This window comes from Shewanella sp. ENK2, assembly GCF_043568515.1.
GTDB lineage: Bacteria > Pseudomonadota > Gammaproteobacteria > Enterobacterales > Shewanellaceae > Shewanella > Shewanella japonica.
Genome location: NZ_CP171406.1, coordinates 1,084,454 through 1,101,714, shown reverse-complemented (window position 1 = coordinate 1,101,714; position 17,261 = coordinate 1,084,454). Strand labels below are relative to the sequence as shown.

The window sequence follows — 17,261 nt, the reverse complement described above, 5'->3', positions numbered from 1 at the left end:
GTGATATCGAGGGTTAAGCTAATGCGGGTTCAGCTTGATTGCTGCTCACTTTCTGGCTGAGTACAGGTTTGGAAACACGCTCCGCTTTTACCGCGCACACCTTGAACTCAGGGATTTTTGCCACGGGGTCAATGGCATTGATGGTGAGTTTATTTGCCGCAGATTCTGCAAAATGGAACGGCAAAAATAACACGCCAGCTTGAGCTCGTTTGGTTACAAAGGCGTTGATTTCAATTTCACCTCGGCGAGTTGATAGTTTCAAGGTATCACCATTTTTAACGCCCAATTGTTCTGCATCAAACACCGATATCATGACTCTTGGTGAGCCCAGCTTATCCAAGCCTTGGGTTTTACGGCTCAAAGTGCCCGTATGGAATTGTTCCAACAAGCGACCTGTAGATAACACTAATGGGTATTCATCATCAACTGGCTCAGCAGGACTTCGATGTTCAACCGCAGTAAATAAGCCTTTGCCTTTTATTGGTCCATGTTGATGTAACACAGCGGTGCCCGAGTCTTGCTCATTGACACATGGCCATTGAATACCTTTGCTAGGTTTGCCTTGTGCATCATTGTTGAGCCTGTCCCAAGTTATGCCTTGATATTGCGGCGTCACTAGGTTTATCTCATTAGTAATGGCTTGCTCATTAGCATAATCCCAATTAGCCCCCATTTTGTTGGCAATAGCGTGAACTATTTTCCAGTCTTGCTTAGCAAGACCGGGCGTTGGGAGTACGGGTTGCAACCGCTGCACACGGCGCTCTGTATTGGTGAAGTGGCCGAGCTTTTCAGCAAACGATGCAGCTGGCAACACGATATCGGCCATTTTAGCTGTTTCTGTCAAAAAGATATCTTGCACAACAAGAAGCGGTATTTTCTCTAGTGCAGCTAACACATGAGCTTGATCGGGATCGCTAAGTACAGGGTTTTCACCCATCACGTAAAGCGCATCGACTTTATTTTCAGTGATTGCATGCATCACCTCTGTCGCTGTGAGTCCTACATTTGGCGATAAAGAAGTATCCCAATGCTGCTCAAATTTCGCTTGTACATCTGGATTATCGACCTTTTGATAGCCAGTGTAATATTGCGGCAGCGCGCCCATATCGCAAGCACCTTGCACATTACTTTGGCCACGAAGTGGGTTAATCCCCGCGCCAGATTGACCTAAGTTACCGCATAGCATTTGCAGATTGGAAATGGCTGTGACATTGTCATGGCCAGAAGTATGTTGCGTAATGCCCATTGCATAGTAAATCGCAGTCTTTTTAGCAGTGCCGATCAACCTTGCCATCTGGGCAATTTTTTCTGCATTAATACCACAGACTTTAGCGGCATTTTCTAACGAGTATTTAGGTTGCATTACCGTATGGATAACTGCGTCAAAGCCATCGGTATGCTCGGCAATATAATCTTTATCATGCCAATCATTGCGGATGATTTCGGCCATAATGGCATTGATTAAGGCAACATCGGTTCCAGGCTTTTGCGCCACATAGAGTTCGGCTTCGTCTGCAATAGATATGTGTTTAGGATCGGCGACCATCAAGCGTGCACCGTGATGACGGATCGCTTGTTTGATTTTAGATGCAATGATTGGGTGAGCATTACAAGTATCTGAGCCTAAAATAAAGATCAAATCCGAATCTTTAATTCCCGGAATATCGCCTGTCATCGCGCCGCTACCTAAACTTTGCTGCAGCGCTGATACGGTACTGGCATGACATAGGCGGGCGCAGTGATCAATATTGTTGGTACCGAGCACACTACGAACGAACTTTTGCAGCAAATAGTTATCTTCGTTGGTGGCTTTAGCAGAAGCTAAGGTGGCAATCGCATCACCGCCTTTTTGGGCTTTAATTGCGGAAAGCTTTTGTGCGATTGTGTCTATGGCTTCATCCCAGCTGCAAGGAATTAGTCCGCCATTTTTACGAATAAGCGGCGTGGTAAGACGTTGCTCACTTTGAATAAAGTCATAACCAAAACGACCTTTTACGCACAACATACCTTCGTTTACGTCTGAATCATTGCTGCCTTCTACATGGCATATTCTACCAGTGGATGGTGATACGCTGACGTTAATTCGGCAACCGACACCGCAGTAAGTACATATGGTTGATGTGGTGTTAAGTTGTTCATTACTGCCTTGACGCTTATCACGTGCATCAACCAATGCACCCGTTGGGCAAACTTGCACGCAGTTACCACATTGAACGCAATCACTGTCTGCCATCGTTGCTTTAAAGCCCACTCGAGGGGCTTGACGAGTGCGTTCTGTTTCAGCGATGACATCAGTGGGTAGTGCTTGAAAGCTGTTTTTTTCAAAGCTAATCGCATTATGGCCACTTTGCTGGCCACAAATATCGACACACTTGCCACAACTGATGCAGCGGTTAGCATCAAACTGAATAAAGGGGCTAGTCTTGTCCACTGCAAATTGTTGCATGCTGGTGGTATCCAGCGCTTTAGCATCCACATGATATTCAGTGGCGTAGTCTCGCAGCTTACAGTCGGTATTGGCCTGACAAGCACACTCTAAACAGCGAGCCGCTTCTTTCATCGCCTCACTATGTTCAAAACCTTGTTCCACTTCATTAAAGTTAAGTTGGCGTTCAATGGCTGTGAGTTCAGCCATTTTATAACGAGCCTCAGGCTTGGTAGTTGGATAAAGTTCTGCACCAAGCCCTGTACTAAGCTCAGTACCAAGGGATGCTGTTTTTGAGGCTTTAGTGGCATTAAACTGCTTTGGCGTTAGCTCGCAGCTCAAACCTTGATTGAGCAGTTTATCGATTGCAATTGCTGCTTTGCGGCCATCACCAATAGCAGCTACTGCTGTGGCTGGCCCTGTGCGTGAATCACCAATCACAAACAGTTTATCAACCCCTGCTGACATGGTGTGTTCACAGCCAATAAAAGTATTCCAGCGACTTAAGGCAATTTCACCACTGGTTAAGTAACTGTCAGGGTGTTCTAAAAAGCTCATATCTGGGGTTTGTGATACTGCGGCAATCACAGTATCAAAGGCTTCGATAAAGGTTTCGCCAGTTGCTTTAGGTGAACGCCTGCCTGATGAGTCTGATTCACCTAATACCATTTTAGCTAAATTAATTGCTGTGACTTGACCATTTTCATCGCTGATGTTTTCAACGGGATTAGTCAGAAAGTGAAACTTAACTCCTTCAACTTCCGCCTCGTGGATTTCATAAGGCTCAGCTGGCATGGCATCACGAGTACGACGATAGATAATAGTGACATCATGGCCAGCGCGTACTGCGGTGCGAGCACAGTCAATGGCCGTATTACCACCACCAATGACAGCGACTTTTTTACCAATGACAAAACGCTTATCGGTGCAATAATCACGTAGGTAATCAACGCCTAAGTAACAGCCTGTTAAGTCGCTACCGGGATAATTCATTGGCACGGCTTTTTGTGCGCCAATGGCTAAACAAACCGCATCATACTCATCGGTTAGCTGCTTTAAGTGTACATCCTCGCCAAGGCGGGTTTGAGTTTGGATCTCAAGACCATTTTCAGTCAGTAAGGCAATTTCTTTATCAAGGATTGCTTTAGGTAAGCGGTATTCTGGAATACCGTAACGCAGCCAACCGCCAGCTTGCGGCATTGATTCAATAATGCGGACTTCATGGCCTTGATTTGCTAAAAAATAGCCTGCGCTTAATCCAGCAGGACCACTGCCAATGATGGCGACTTTCTTACCGGTATCTGGTTGACGTTCAATTTGGTAACTGTGCTCATCAGCTAAATCTAAATCTGCCGCGTGGCGCTTTAATTGGCGAATCGCTACGGGCTCATCAACTAAACCACGGCGGCACTCAGCCTCACAAAATGCAGGGCAAACTCGGCCAATAGATAACGGCAGTGGTAAGGTTTGTTTAATTATTTTTACCGCTTCAGTGTGATTACCTTGGGCGATATGAAATAAGTAACTTTGAATATCCACACCTGCTGGGCAAGCTTGCTGGCAGGGCGCTTCACAGTCAGCAAAATGATCAGACAAAATATGGGTTAATGCATCACGGCGAAGTTCACTTAATTCTGCGCTCTGGGTGGTGACGTGCATATTGTCGGTAACTTGGGTCTTACAAGCCTTAGCTTTGCGGCAACTACCGTCATTATTGTTGATATCGACTACACACAAATTGCAGTCTTGTTTGTGCGCTGAGTGTGGCGAGGTTGAGTCACACAAACTCGGAATAAGGATGCCTGCTTCCTGTGCAGCTTGGAGAAGATTCCTTCCACTATTAACCGACAATGATTTGCCGTCTATTTTGAGTGTAATCATCTTGTAGGCCTTGTTTGATTCTTTGTTGGCTTTACATGCCTTTTATTAGTTCTACAAAATATACCGATTTTTATTAGATCTACATTAACTGAGGAATATGGGGCTAGGTTTTGTTGTGTTGCTCACATCATGCTGTATTTATGTGCGCTTGCTAATATTTAAACTGAAAGGCTTGCTTGTGCTTCGCAAAAAAAGGGTTTGTTTGATCTTGATCTCAGGTGGGATCAAGGCGGCTTAATGGTGCCTGACGCTAACTAACCAAAAAATCAGCCTTTTAATAGAAAGTAGTTACTATTCAGATGAATGTGCATGGTACTAATTAAGCTTTATTTGATCTAGCTCACGAGTTGTTTACTAAAAGGTTACATATGTATCAGAATGAATGCTTTTTTGTAACTATAATTATGCCATAACAAGAATCGAGAGAGAGTTACAACATGATGTCAAACTTGTCCCTGCGTAATAAATTATTAGGTTTAGCATTAATTCCCCTTACTTTCATTTTAGCAGTGATGCTGAGCATTTATTATTTTACTGAGAAGAGCGCACTAGAAGAAGACATTCAACATTTTCGCTCTGAATTGATAGCAGAACGCAACAATCAAATGAAAGAGCAGTTAGAAATTGCCACAGCAGTTTATGAATATCAGCGTAGCCTAGGTGATAACGGAAACTTTAAAGCAGCACTTCGTACACTGAGATTTGGCAGTGCTGGCTACTTCTACATTTATGACGATAGCGGTTTGAGTATTTTTCATGGCGTTAACGATTCGTTGGAAGGGCAAAATAAAATTGATATGGCAGACCCTAATGGCACCAAAATTGTTGTGGGGTTATTAGATGCGGCTAAATCAGGTAAGGGCAGTTTTACTTACTTTTATCGTAAACCAGGAAGTAACGAGTTAGTTGAAAAGCTTGGTTATGCTGTGATGCTCCCTAACTCCAACTGGATGCTGGGTACTGGTGCATACATTGATGATATTGAAGCATCCATCACTGAATATCGTCAGTACACACAAGAGAAGATGAACGAACAAGTAGGGATGTTTCTACTTCTTGCCATCATATTAGCGTTAGTCACAGGCATGATTGTTGTATTCGCCTCACACAAAATGGTATCACCAATCCAGAACATGGCAGAGTCTTTAAACGACATTGCAAAAGGTGAAGGTGACTTAACTAAACGGTTAACAGTGAGCGGTAAAGATGAGATTGCACAACTTGGCCTTGCTTTTAACCTGTTTGTTGAAAAACTGCAGGCGATCATTACCGAGGTTTCAGGCGCAACTGATGAGGTTAAAGGCGCAGCAAAAACCATAAACGATCAAACGGTAACCATTTCAAATCAGCTATATAGCCACAACAGCGAAGTCGATCAAATCGTAACCGCGATTACCGAAATGTCGGCGACTGCTAATGATGTTGCGCAAAATACCAATAGTGTGGCTGAAGCAACCGATGATGCTTCAGACTATGTGTTAAAGGCTCAAGAGTGTGTGGATATTTCATTAAATGAAGTGTCGCAATTAATGAATCAAATCGACAGCGCTGCTGATAATATTTCTTCACTTAGTGAGCAGTCTAAAAAGATTAATTCAGTGTTATCTGTGATTGGCGGTATTGCGGAGCAAACCAACTTATTGGCATTGAACGCGGCTATTGAAGCTGCAAGGGCAGGAGAGCAAGGTCGTGGTTTTGCAGTGGTTGCTGATGAGGTACGTAGCTTGGCAAGTCGTACTCAGGCCAGCACTGTCGAGATTAATGAAATGCTATCTGAACTACATAAGTTAGTGGGGCAAGCCGTTGATGCAATGGAGCAAAGCCAAAAAAGTGGTGTGCGCTCAGTGGATTCATCCAAAGCGATTTCAGAAAGTTTAGGTGCGGTGACATCGTCTGTGACCAGCATTAATGACATGAGTACCCAGATTGCGACAGCTGCGACAGAGCAAAGCTCAGTAACAGAGGAAATTAATCGCAATATCACCTCGGTGCAAGAAATCGTTAATGAGCTGCTGTCATCTAGCCAGCAAGCGGCTGAGGTCAGTACTTCTGTTGCAAGCTCTGGCGATTACTTATCGACATTGGTGAGTCAATTTAAGGTGTAAATCCATTATTGAATTATAAAGCCCAACAGTGAGTTAATTTCATTGTATTTACTGAGATAAAAGAGCCATTGCAACGTTTGTTGCTTGGCTCTTTTTTATGTCTAATTAATTCATAAATGGTCAGTTAATGTGTTCATCAAACTTATTCAACTTACTTGATTGTAATCATGGCCAACTAAAGTGACAAAAAGTCATTAAAACGACCTAGGTTTAGCGCTAGCGATAGGTTAGAATACTCGGTTTGCAGCAATCTAAATTTCCATAAAGTAGAAATCATCATGTTTGAAGTAAATCCAGTTAAATTCAAGATCAAGGAACTCGCTGACCGCACCGAACTTCTTCGGGGGTATCTTTGACTACGCTGCTAAGCAAGAGCGTTTAGAAGAAGTCACCCGAGAGTTAGAAAGTGCCGAAGTATGGAACGATCCTGATAACGCCCAAGCACTGGGTAAAGAACGTTCATCTTTAGAGGCAGTGGTCAAAACCATTGATGATATGGACAGTGGCCTTGAAGATATTGAAGGACTGGTTGAGCTTGCCGTTGAAGAAGACGACGAAGAAACCTTTAACGATGCGAGTACTGAGCTAGAAGATCTTGAGAAACGTCTAGAGGAACTTGAGTTCCGTCGTATGTTCTCAGGCCCACATGATGCATCAGATTGCTATTTAGATATTCAATCAGGTTCAGGCGGCACCGAAGCGCAAGATTGGGCAAACATGGTGTTGCGTATGTACCTGCGTTGGGGTGAAGCTCACGATTACAAACCAGAATTAATGGAAGTCACCGACGGTGATGTTGCCGGTATTAAAGGCGCAACCATCAAGTTTACTGGCGAATACGCTTTTGGTTCACTACGTACAGAAACTGGTGTTCATCGTTTAGTGCGTAAGTCACCGTTTGATTCGTCTGGTAAGCGTCATACTTCTTTCTGCTCGGTATTCGTTTACCCAGAAATTGATGATTCGATTGAGATTGATATCAATCCAGCAGATTTACGTGTCGATACCTACCGCGCATCTGGTGCGGGTGGACAGCACGTTAACAAAACAGAATCTGCAATTCGTATTACCCATTTACCGACCAACACGGTCGTGCAGTGTCAAAATGACCGTTCGCAACATAAGAACCGCGACGCTGCAATGAAACAGTTAAAAGCAAAACTGTATGAGTTAGAAATGCTCAAACAAAATGCTGATAAACAAGCCGCGGAAGACGCCAAATCCGATATTGGTTGGGGCAGTCAAATCCGTTCGTACGTGCTTGATGACGCCCGTATTAAAGATTTACGTACTGGTGTTGAAAACCGAAATACCCAAAGCGTCTTAGATGGCGACTTGGACAAGTTTATTGAAGCTAGCCTTAAATCTGGCCTTTAACGAGAGAAGAAGATGACTGAACAAACCCAAGACGAAAACAAGTTAATTGCAGAACGTCGCGCGAAACTAGATCACATCCGCGAAAACTGCCCTGCTAATGGTCACCCGAACAACTTCGATCGAAAACACAAGGCTGCTGATATTCAAAAAGAATACGGCCACTTCACTAAGCCTGAGCTAGAAGAAATGGGCGTTCAACGTTCTATTGCGGGTCGTGTTATGGCTAAACGTGGTCCATTCTTGGTTATTCAAGATGTATCTGGCCGCATTCAAGCTTATGCAGGTAAAGATGTTCAAAAAGATTTAAAAGCGACTTACCAAGGTTTAGACATTGGTGACATCGTCGGCGTAACCGGTCAACTTCACCTTTCAGGTAAAGGCGATTTATACGTGAACATGGAAGAGTACCAATTGCTAACAAAAGCATTGCGTCCACTACCAGAAAAATTCCACGGTCTATCAGATCAAGAAACGCGCTACCGTCAGCGCTACGTTGATCTAATCGTTAACGAAGACTCACGTGAAGCCTTCATCATGCGCTCTAAAGTCGTTACTGCTATTCGTAACTTCATGGTGAAAAAAGAGTTCATGGAAGTTGAAACCCCAATGATGCATAGCATCCCAGGTGGCGCTTCAGCTCGTCCATTTATTACACATCACAATGCGTTAGACATCGAAATGTACTTACGTATTGCGCCAGAACTTTACCTAAAACGTCTTGTTGTTGGTGGTTTTGAGCGTGTGTTTGAAGTTAACCGTAACTTCCGTAACGAAGGTTTATCACCACGTCATAACCCAGAATTCACTATGATGGAATTCTATATGGCGTATGCTGATTACAACGACCTAATGGACTTAACAGAAGAAATGCTAAGTTCAATCGCAACTGAGCTTTGTGGTTCACCACAACTGCCATACGGCGAGCACACCGTTGATTTTGGCGGTCCATACGCACGTATGAGCATGTTAGATGCGATTAAGAAGTACAACCCTGACAACGAAACGATTCAGTCTATGACTTATGAAGAAGTTAAAGACGTTGAGTTTATGCGTAACCTTGCGAAAAGCATTGGTATGAGCATCGAGAAATTCTGGACTTGTGGTCAACTACTTGAAGAAATCTTCGGTGAAACGGCAGAGCCACAGTTAATGCAACCTACGTTCATTACGGGTTACCCAGCTGACATCTCACCACTTGCTCGTCGCAATGACGAAAACCACTTTATCACTGACCGTTTCGAGTTCTTCATCGGCGGACGTGAAGTGGCTAATGGTTTCTCTGAGCTTAACGATGCAGAAGATCAAGACAACCGCTTTAAAGCGCAAGTTGATGCAAAAGATGCTGGTGATGACGAAGCAATGTTTTATGATGCAGACTACATCACAGCACTAGAGCACGGCTTACCACCAACAGCAGGTCAAGGTATTGGTATCGATCGTTTAGTGATGTTATTCACTAACACTCACACTATCCGTGACGTGATCTTGTTCCCAGCAATGCGCCCACAAGGGTAATTGTTGATTAAGCCTGATGTTTAATTAAGAACAGGGCTTAATTTTGCTTTAAAGCAAGAAACTAAAAACCAGCCGCAAGGCTGGTTTTTTTGTGGGTGATTTTTGTTGGGTGAATATATTTAGTTATAAGAGCTATACTTTATTACTTATTTATACTGCTGTGGTTGCGGTTTGTTCCATGAGACTTTTGGTTGGGAAAATAGACTTTCAATTTTTTCTTCATTCTTCAAACAAATGTCTACACCATAATCTGTCAAAGAGTAAAAGAAGCCTTCATCACCATTGTAATCAACGTCATTTGTCCGTTGAATTAGTGCATTCCGTTCGAGTTTAATTATTGTTAATTGAAGTTTAGGACCACTCATACCAATATTTTTAAGTTCACTTATTAGCGACCAGCTAGGGCAACCTGTAACCTGTTCATTCATACTCTCCAGCAATGCTCCCATTACAAGTAGGTCTGCATCAGATATTGACGCTAAACTCTCATTGATATTTATTTGCTGTTTTTGTTGCTGAACAGCTAGAGATAAAATCCCTTTTGATGTGATTTCTCGTTTTATTTGAGTTGATGCATAGTTTAGTGCAGAAACAAGATCGTTATCTGACCTTTGAGGATCGTAATCTGTGGGGTTGATACCTAACAAATCACTTGGAAAGTGAAGATCTACACCTCTGGGTTTTACTATATAGCAACGCTCCTTACCAATAGAGCCAATGAATAAACCCAGTTCAAAAACAACATTATCACGAACAATGTATTGTTCTCGAGAGCGCATTACAGCTAAATCATCTGGTGAGAAAATGAAAATAGAGAAATCAATATTTTTTGATTTTTGTATTAGATCATCTAGAGCATTACTCGAGAGTTTGAATGTACCATTACGCCATATTGTAACTTCAGCTTCATATTCCAAGTTTTCCGCAATTCCATCTGCTATATGTAAGCTTTCAACAGATGAGCCTATAAATACACGTGGTTTTCTCATTTTTACTCCGTGAATTAATGGAACGAATTGGTTGAAGCATGAATAATGCTCTTAAACCTTAGTCGTTACAGACACTCTATTTTTCATAATTAATTTATTAGCTTACATGATATTTGTTGTGCGTGCTATATAGAGCTATCTCAGTTTATTTAGATACAATATTAACCATCGTGGTTGTAAAAGTCGTGGCGCTTCGCCCACACCCGACGAAAGGGAAACAACAGCATTTCCCTTTTCGATATCCCTTGCCGCCCCTACGAAATTGCTCTTAAAAGCGAGCAAGCCTCATGCTTATTCGAAAATAGCTAACGCTTCCGATCGGCCATCCATGGCCAAACGAAAGCTAGCCTGACGTCCTGTCAGGCTTACGCTATTTTCTTCAACGCATTTCAGCAATTTCAATGGGGAATATTGAGCCTGCAAATTCTCTTGTTGTTTCTAATTGTCAGGAAGTTGATTTTATCTCTATTTATTATGCTTTTGATCTTCTATGAATGTTCAATTTGAATTGAGGTAAGCAAGAAATTACGTGAGTCCAGACATGGCCTTTCTCGCACATCCATGTGCTGCAAGGCATTTAGTGCATCCTGCACTTAAGATTCCAGCTAGCTTTCGAGGGGAAGGGACGCCCCATCGTAAGCGTTAGAGCTTCAATAAAGCAAAGTCGCAGCTTGCCGAAGCAGGCTGCAAAAGAAGGTTAACGCTGGATGATTCTCCGTTGGAAATTTTGCTGTTTAAATTTCGCCGGAGCTGCGGGGTATAGCTCTTCGCAAAAAGTAAGAGGGAGTCGCAGTTCACTCCCTTTTAGTCTGGTGTGGGCGAAGCGCCACGACGTTGACCTTAATCCAAACGAAGTTTGGAAATAAAACTAGCTGCGAAACCTGAAGAGTTACGTATTAGTCTTTTGTTCTCTCATCTTTCTCTTTACCACTGTAAATGCACATTGCTGAATTATAATCGTTATAGGCGACAGCATAGTTAAAGTCACAGAAATAGGATGGGTATTTTGTTGCAATCGCGTCACCCGCTTTACATTGACCATCGAGCCCCTCTACCAGTGAGCTATTGTTTTCACCTAAACAAGCCTGACCTGTTTGACCGTCAGAACATGCTGTTAGTGAAAGTAAAGCGATTGATAATAGGATTGATTTTTTCACAGGATACGTCCTTATAAAATGAAATTTAGTCTCAATTTACTACTGATAAATTGGATAGTATTAAAAGCTTAATTGAGAGTTTGCTAATTTAAGTTGTTGAATAAAGGATAAATTGTATTTGGTTTTGAATGTGTAAAATTTGCGTTTACTCACAACTTTTTTACTGTAAGTGTATGAAATTGTTACTGATGGGTTTAAATTGATTTTGATGAATGGGGACTAACAAAATCGATGTTTTATCAATTTATTCAAGACTCACTTTGGGTTTTAACTGTTTGCTTGAGTCGGCGTAGTTCTTCGCAGAAAGTTAGAGTGAGTTACTGATAACTCACTTTTGATCTGGTCAGGGCGAAGCACCACGACTTTGCTCTTAACCCAAACGAAGTTTGGAAATAAACGGAAAATCGCCTACGGAAATGAAACTAGTTAGTCGCAGTTCACTCCCTTTGGGTTGCGAGTGGCGTAATAACCCACGGTGTTAATCCAACTTGTTTTTCAAATGCGATTTAATTCTACCAATGAGATTTACTAGAAAAACCGCATTAAGCCGATTATCAGCGTGGATAGGCTATTTTTATGGATTTAGTGTCTTATATAAGTATGCAGAGTAAATTTCGCTGTGAATCGCGTTAGCCAGATGATAAATTTAAGTTAATGATTTGGGTGATTTTATTTTGTTATAAAATGAATGAGCCTTCTAAAGCAAGCGTTAGAATGTGCTAATTAGCTTAAGCTGGTCCAGTTGCAGCTAAATTCACGTTAAACGTTTAAAAAGAGCATAGACTCTTATTAATTGATGTTAAGGGAACAACATGAAGTTATCGTCTCTCCTCATGCTACTGACGGTTTGTGTCGTAGCTGCGGGCTGTCAGAGCACCAAGATCAAAGCTAACAAATTGCCTAAAGGCGTTGCGGTTAATAAATCTGTCGAGATTCCAAATCAAACACAGGTGGCTTTTTACCTACCTAAATCATCGACTGAACATCGTTTTTATCTAGAGCAGTGGAATGTTTGGGTTGATCCTGGTCAAGGAGTAAAAGATGGCGTTCAAAATGCTATTCAAGCTTACTTCCCAAGTGCGAAGCCGCTAGATCTAGCTAGTGAACAACAGGTCGGGCTTTTAATTGATATTGATCCCAAGTGGACATTCAGTAATGGCAAAGCCCTTATGACAATTAATTATCGCGTGTTTGATGGAGAACAAAAAGAGATCCGTAAAGGAGAAAAAGAATACAAGGCCTCTTTAGGCAATGTGTCTGACGGTACAGGTTTTTATAATGCTAGTTTACGTGCCACTCAGCTGATGCTGGTCGACGTGCTTAATAAGCTAAAACCAACACAAGAAAAATATGCGTCAACCTTAAAAATGCAAGATGCCAACGTTAAACAACTAGCTAACCTTGAAAAGCCTTTTAGTAGTGGCACTGGTTTTTACATCAATAGTAATGGTCAGCTGTTAACGGCTGCACATGTCCTTAATAACTGTTTAGTGGTTCAAGCTAAAGTTGGGGATGAGCTCATCGATGTAACTACTGAAGCAAAATCGACTTTATTAGATTTAGCTGTGATAAATACAGATAAATCAATCAATAATTTTTTACCTTTTAGACAGGATAAAAATATGTATTTAGGCGAGTCGGTTACCAATGTTGGGTATCCTCTTCAAGGTTTACTTGCAGCGTCGCCAAATTTAACACGAGGCAACATTAGCTCTCGAAGTGCATTAAAAGGGTCGGTTGGACTGTTTCAATTTTCTGCACCTATTCAACCTGGTTCAAGTGGCGGCCCTGTAGTATCTGATGGTGGCGAGTTATTAGGGATAACAGTGAGCACACTTAATTCAACTAAATTGATCGAATCAGGCGTATTACCCCAGAATGTGAATTTCGCCTTAGAAGCCAAATATGCGGCTAGATTTTTAGATAAACACAATGTGCCGCATGTTTTAGTTGAGCCAAATGAAAATGGACATATTTCCATTGCAAATGAGGCAGCACTGAACTCAGTTGTCCAACTTAGCTGCTATCAATAGAAAGGAATCATTATGAAGCAAGTTATTATCACTATTTTTATTTTGCTTAGCTTTATGTCGCAACTGCAAGCTGAAGAAATGGAATTACCCGCTTTACATTATGTGAGCTTGGTTGACTCAGAAGAGTTTTACGAAAAATTAAAAGCCAGTCCATTATTGGCTAAATTAGATAAAGAAAATATTGGTACTCCTATCCGTTTATTTATTACTTATCGAATGGAAAACACTGCCGGTGGTTCTGCTGCAGGGTTTACATCGGCAATTTTAGCTGGTGGTTCTTTAGGTATTTTACCCGTTGTGACCAATAACGACTTTGTATTGAGTTATGAAATCAAAGTACAAAATGAAGTGATTGCATCTGCCGAGTATCGTGAAAACTTTACTGAGGCTACCAATATTCATTCTGATAAAGGTTTGTACGGTTTAGATGGTGAAGCATTAACCTGGGCTATTTCAACTACTGATACCTTTCTAAGTGATATGGAAAACAATGCTGAGCTTAAAGCATTGGTTGAAGAGTATGATTACTACTTTGCTGAATAATCGTTAAATTCAGCAGTTAAATAAAGGGTGTGTTTATTCACGCCCTTTGTTTTATTTAGAGAGTGTGAGCAGAAATTTTCAATAATTTTTAGAAGCTATATTTAGTTGATCAATTTTTAATGGAATTAAATTGTTTTGGTAAGTAAATACCGACATGAAACATAGGTTAATGCTCATCAGGTCTATCTTGTTTCGTTTGGGGTTTATATGAGAATCAAGCTGAATGGGTTTTCTGTATTAAGAGAGCTTATGAATAAGCGCTTCATTATTCCCAATGTCTGTAGTTTGAATTGATTATCTTGCCGATAATATCGAGAAAAATATGTCTAGTTGTAAAAGCTGTAATACCAAGTTTAGGTTTTTAGATATGCTGAAAAGCATAAACCCTGCGAATGTAAAATGTGGTAACTGCCCAGAAAAAATTAGATCGAGTTATGGCACGCTGGCTGGAATTATTTGTGCCTACTTAATCCTCTTTTTATGTCTGATTGCACTGCCTGTATTACTGACTATGTTAGGCGCATCGGTGGATGTTGTCAGCATAGTTATCATCGCTTTAGTGCCGTTTATCTTACTAATACTCCCTTTAATTTTTGAATATATGTATTACTACTTATTATCTAGCGGGAAAATAAAATCCAATCTAAACCTAGATTAGTCTTTATAACAAAGGCGAATAAACGGCAGTGGTGCCCTAAAACCAGCTGAAGATTTGGTTTTCATTATCCTGCTTAGTAAACCATACAAGTGTTAGTAAACTAAAGTATCATCATCAACTTGATGAACATTCGTCGTGTAATACGCGCCGCTGTATTCAATATTTAGTGAAAAATATAGGCTTTGTTGCAGATGACGTTTAATCGCAGATTCAATCTCAGCACTTAATTCCAATGTGAATTGTTCATCTCGATGCGGCTTAGTAAGTAAGGATACGGTAACTAGAATATGGGTATGCTTATATTCAGCGCAAGGGTAGGCTCTTGATTTACAGACGCCAGCACTGGCGTCTTTTTGATTAATGGACTCTTCTATATCATCAAAGATAGCTTGTGGGTTGATATTGAGATTATCAGAATATTTAACTTCTACGTGGGGCATTTATCCCTCCTGTGTTGAGTTTGCTAGTCAGTCGTTTATACCTACTTTGTAATCAATACTCGAGGCCCTAATGTCATTTATGCCATACCAATAAAATACATTGAGGCTATGGTTTCGAATTCGATTTAAACACTGAAGTAAAGTTTTTGCTGTTACGGACATTAACCAGCATATTTTAAACGAATTCTAATTATGTCTTTGCGAAGCAGGATAGAGTGAGGCTTTTTAAGCCTTAATCAGTGCCCAGATTTTTTTAAGACCATTTAATACACTGTTTCTTTTATTTTTTAAAAATTCAGCTTCAAAATCGGCCGCTTTATCCATTGCTGCGACACAGGTATTAAATTGGGTTAGTAACTCATCGTTATCGCATTCGAAAGTGTCACCGTCATAGGTGAAGTGTTGCTGATTATTTTCAAGGATATTCAGCATTGTTCTTGTATTGTAAATCCAAGACTCTCTGGCTTTAAAGAATAACCCTTGTTCAAATATTTTTTGATTCAGAGTGGTAGCGCTTGAGTCTAACGCTGTTTGAAAACTGACTTTATCTAGCTCAGAAATGATGCTTAACATTTCTTTGCTAGAACCTGTGATAACTTGAGCGTAATAGTGTTTGTATTGCGCTAATAGCTGTTCCAGCTTGTCTAATCTCTTGTGAGCATCAAGGCGAAAATCACTTAAGTTTAGATTGTTAGAGTTAATTATCTCTTCCAGTTTCAAGGCATTTTGCTGATTTGTAAAGTAACGAGTGGCTTCAGCAATAGAGGTAAAAGCAAGTGTGTCCTGTTGATTTTTATTGACCATTTATATGATTTCTGATTAAAACTGCATATTCAAACTGGGTAAAGCCAGCATTGCTAGCTGACAGCATGGCTCACCCATTTCTGTTTAAAGTGAAGAGTAAGCGACTACCTATAGGTTAGTTGTCGAGCTGCTTTTAGACGCTTTTATCGTTACCTTTGGCGTAAAAAAGGTTGCGTACCATTTAATGCTTTCGCAGTGTTTGCTGCGTAGCGAGTAATTTTACTGTGCAAAGGTTTTTGAGCCAGTGTACTAAGCATTTCTTTGTAGCGACCATTTTGACTCTTGCTTAATACTTTACAAAGCCAAGCGAGTGAGTCAGCAAAATCTGAATCCTCTGTTTGCTGGTTATCCCATATGTATTGGGCAACATGATCCAACGTTGCTGTATCCGTTAATGGAAGCTTAATTGCCTCTCGTGCAGCGGTGCGAATTTGGGTGACATCGTTGCTTACAAGGCGAGATAACAAGTCTCGGTATTCTGGCGCAATGTCTGAAATATCAACGCTAGTTTGTTTAGACTTTAAATCAACGATCCAATGGTTTTTTTCGTACTTTAACTCCATGGAGCCAAGGTTGATGTAAGATAAACGTAAGTTTTGAAAGGTTTGGCGACCAATGAAGGGCCTTCTGTAGCTGCGAATATACTGCCCTACACCATCCGGTTTACCTAGTTTTTCTATTACAGAATCTAAGCTGTCTCCTTGTGCTATTTGATCAAACTTTTTTAAGGTTGGGGTCGTGGTGGCGTTAATAACGTTAATTGTTTCAAGATTAAATTCTTGAGCTCTAAACTGCGGAAGGTCTTCTTTGGTTAAGTTTCTAATTGCACTTTTGAAATACTTCTTCACCTTTCGTGAAGCTTCATTGCTATTTTGTTCGGTTAACAGTGTCCGATACCTTGCATTTTGGCTTTCACCAATAGCTTTTGCTAACCATGATATTGTGTCGTCAAATTCATCATCTTCTTTATCGCCATTTTGGTTCATTGACCAAAGTGTAAAGGCAGCTAAATCCCATAGCTGAACATTTTCAGGCAAGCTGTGGTGCAAAGCTTTTGCACCTAATTTTACTTCTTGTAGGTTTTTGCTGGTGAGTAAGTCAACGTAGATGGTGTCTTTAGTATCAAAGTCAGCTTGAGTGGCAAACGGCAATAACACTAACAATAAAGTGAGTAGTTTTTTCATTTTAAATCCATTTAAAAGACCTCACTGAGCGAAGCCTTAGATAATTCCCTTTTCTTGATTGATGCCATTATGTTAACAGCTAAGCGATGATATTCGAAATGTCTTTAATGATTAATTGATTATGTAATTCGATGTGCAAAAGGCGACCTT

Annotated in this window: 11 protein-coding genes; 5 read left to right on the top strand and 6 right to left on the bottom strand. The window is 41.0% G+C overall.

Going from position 1 to position 17,261, the window contains the following annotated elements; all coding sequences use genetic code 11:
- Positions 1-13: 13 nt before the first annotated feature.
- Entirely contained in the window at positions 14-4,306 is a 4,293-nt protein-coding gene (gene fdhF / locus ACGEDC_RS04920) for a formate dehydrogenase subunit alpha (RefSeq protein WP_394496842.1), read from the bottom strand.
- A gap of 440 nt (positions 4,307-4,746) precedes the next feature.
- Here fdhF and ACGEDC_RS04915 point away from each other — a divergent pair, with 440 nt between their 5' ends.
- The 3 genes from ACGEDC_RS04915 (at position 4,747) to lysS (ending at position 9,303) form a co-directional block, all read left to right on the top strand.
- The gene (locus ACGEDC_RS04915; RefSeq protein WP_394498246.1) at positions 4,747-6,411 is read left to right on the top strand and encodes a methyl-accepting chemotaxis protein; all 1,665 of its coding nucleotides are present in this window, start codon (positions 4,747-4,749) and stop codon (positions 6,409-6,411) included.
- Between the two features lie 278 nt (positions 6,412-6,689).
- Positions 6,690-7,788, top strand: a protein-coding gene (gene prfB / locus ACGEDC_RS04910; RefSeq protein ID WP_394496840.1) for a peptide chain release factor 2 whose coding sequence is annotated in 2 segments (ribosomal slippage) — positions 6,690-6,764 and positions 6,766-7,788 — 1,098 coding nt in all. Because the reading frame shifts where the segments join, the coding sequence is not laid out codon by codon here.
- A 12-nt stretch (positions 7,789-7,800) separates the two neighbouring features.
- Entirely contained in the window at positions 7,801-9,303 is a 1,503-nt protein-coding gene (gene lysS / locus ACGEDC_RS04905) for a lysine--tRNA ligase (protein ID WP_394496838.1), read from the top strand.
- A gap of 146 nt (positions 9,304-9,449) precedes the next feature.
- Here the strand turns inward: lysS and ACGEDC_RS04900 are convergent, their stop codons facing one another.
- Both ACGEDC_RS04900 and ACGEDC_RS04895 read right to left on the bottom strand, forming a co-directional pair.
- Positions 9,450-10,292: a TIR domain-containing protein gene (locus tag ACGEDC_RS04900; protein ID WP_394496836.1), complete on the bottom strand. Its 843-nt coding sequence runs from the start codon at positions 10,290-10,292 to the stop codon at positions 9,450-9,452.
- Positions 10,293-11,188: 896 nt separating this feature from the next.
- Positions 11,189-11,449, bottom strand: coding sequence for a hypothetical protein (locus tag ACGEDC_RS04895; RefSeq protein WP_394496834.1), 261 nt, complete (start codon positions 11,447-11,449; stop codon positions 11,189-11,191).
- Positions 11,450-12,261: 812 nt separating this feature from the next.
- On the opposite strand from ACGEDC_RS04895, the gene ACGEDC_RS04890 reads away from it, so the two are divergent.
- Together ACGEDC_RS04890 and ACGEDC_RS04885 are read left to right on the top strand one after the other, a co-directional pair.
- The gene (locus ACGEDC_RS04890) at positions 12,262-13,482 is read left to right on the top strand and encodes a S1 family peptidase (protein WP_394496832.1); all 1,221 of its coding nucleotides are present in this window, start codon (positions 12,262-12,264) and stop codon (positions 13,480-13,482) included.
- A 12-nt stretch (positions 13,483-13,494) separates the two neighbouring features.
- Complete coding sequence (locus ACGEDC_RS04885; protein ID WP_394496830.1) at positions 13,495-14,025, top strand: hypothetical protein; 531 nt, start codon at positions 13,495-13,497, stop codon at positions 14,023-14,025.
- 750 nt (positions 14,026-14,775) lie between these two features.
- On the opposite strand, the gene ACGEDC_RS04880 is transcribed toward ACGEDC_RS04885, so the two are convergent.
- From ACGEDC_RS04880 to ACGEDC_RS04870, 3 genes are all read right to left on the bottom strand, one after another.
- On the bottom strand, positions 14,776-15,123 hold the full coding sequence (locus tag ACGEDC_RS04880; RefSeq protein ID WP_394496828.1) for a hypothetical protein: 348 nt from the start codon (positions 15,121-15,123) through the stop codon (positions 14,776-14,778).
- 225 nt (positions 15,124-15,348) lie between these two features.
- Complete coding sequence (locus ACGEDC_RS04875; RefSeq protein ID WP_394496826.1) at positions 15,349-15,927, bottom strand: hypothetical protein; 579 nt, start codon at positions 15,925-15,927, stop codon at positions 15,349-15,351.
- Positions 15,928-16,076: 149 nt separating this feature from the next.
- Positions 16,077-17,111, bottom strand: a complete 1,035-nt coding sequence (locus tag ACGEDC_RS04870; RefSeq protein WP_394496824.1) for a hypothetical protein — start codon at positions 17,109-17,111, stop codon at positions 16,077-16,079.
- Between the last annotated feature and the right edge of the window lie 150 nt (positions 17,112-17,261).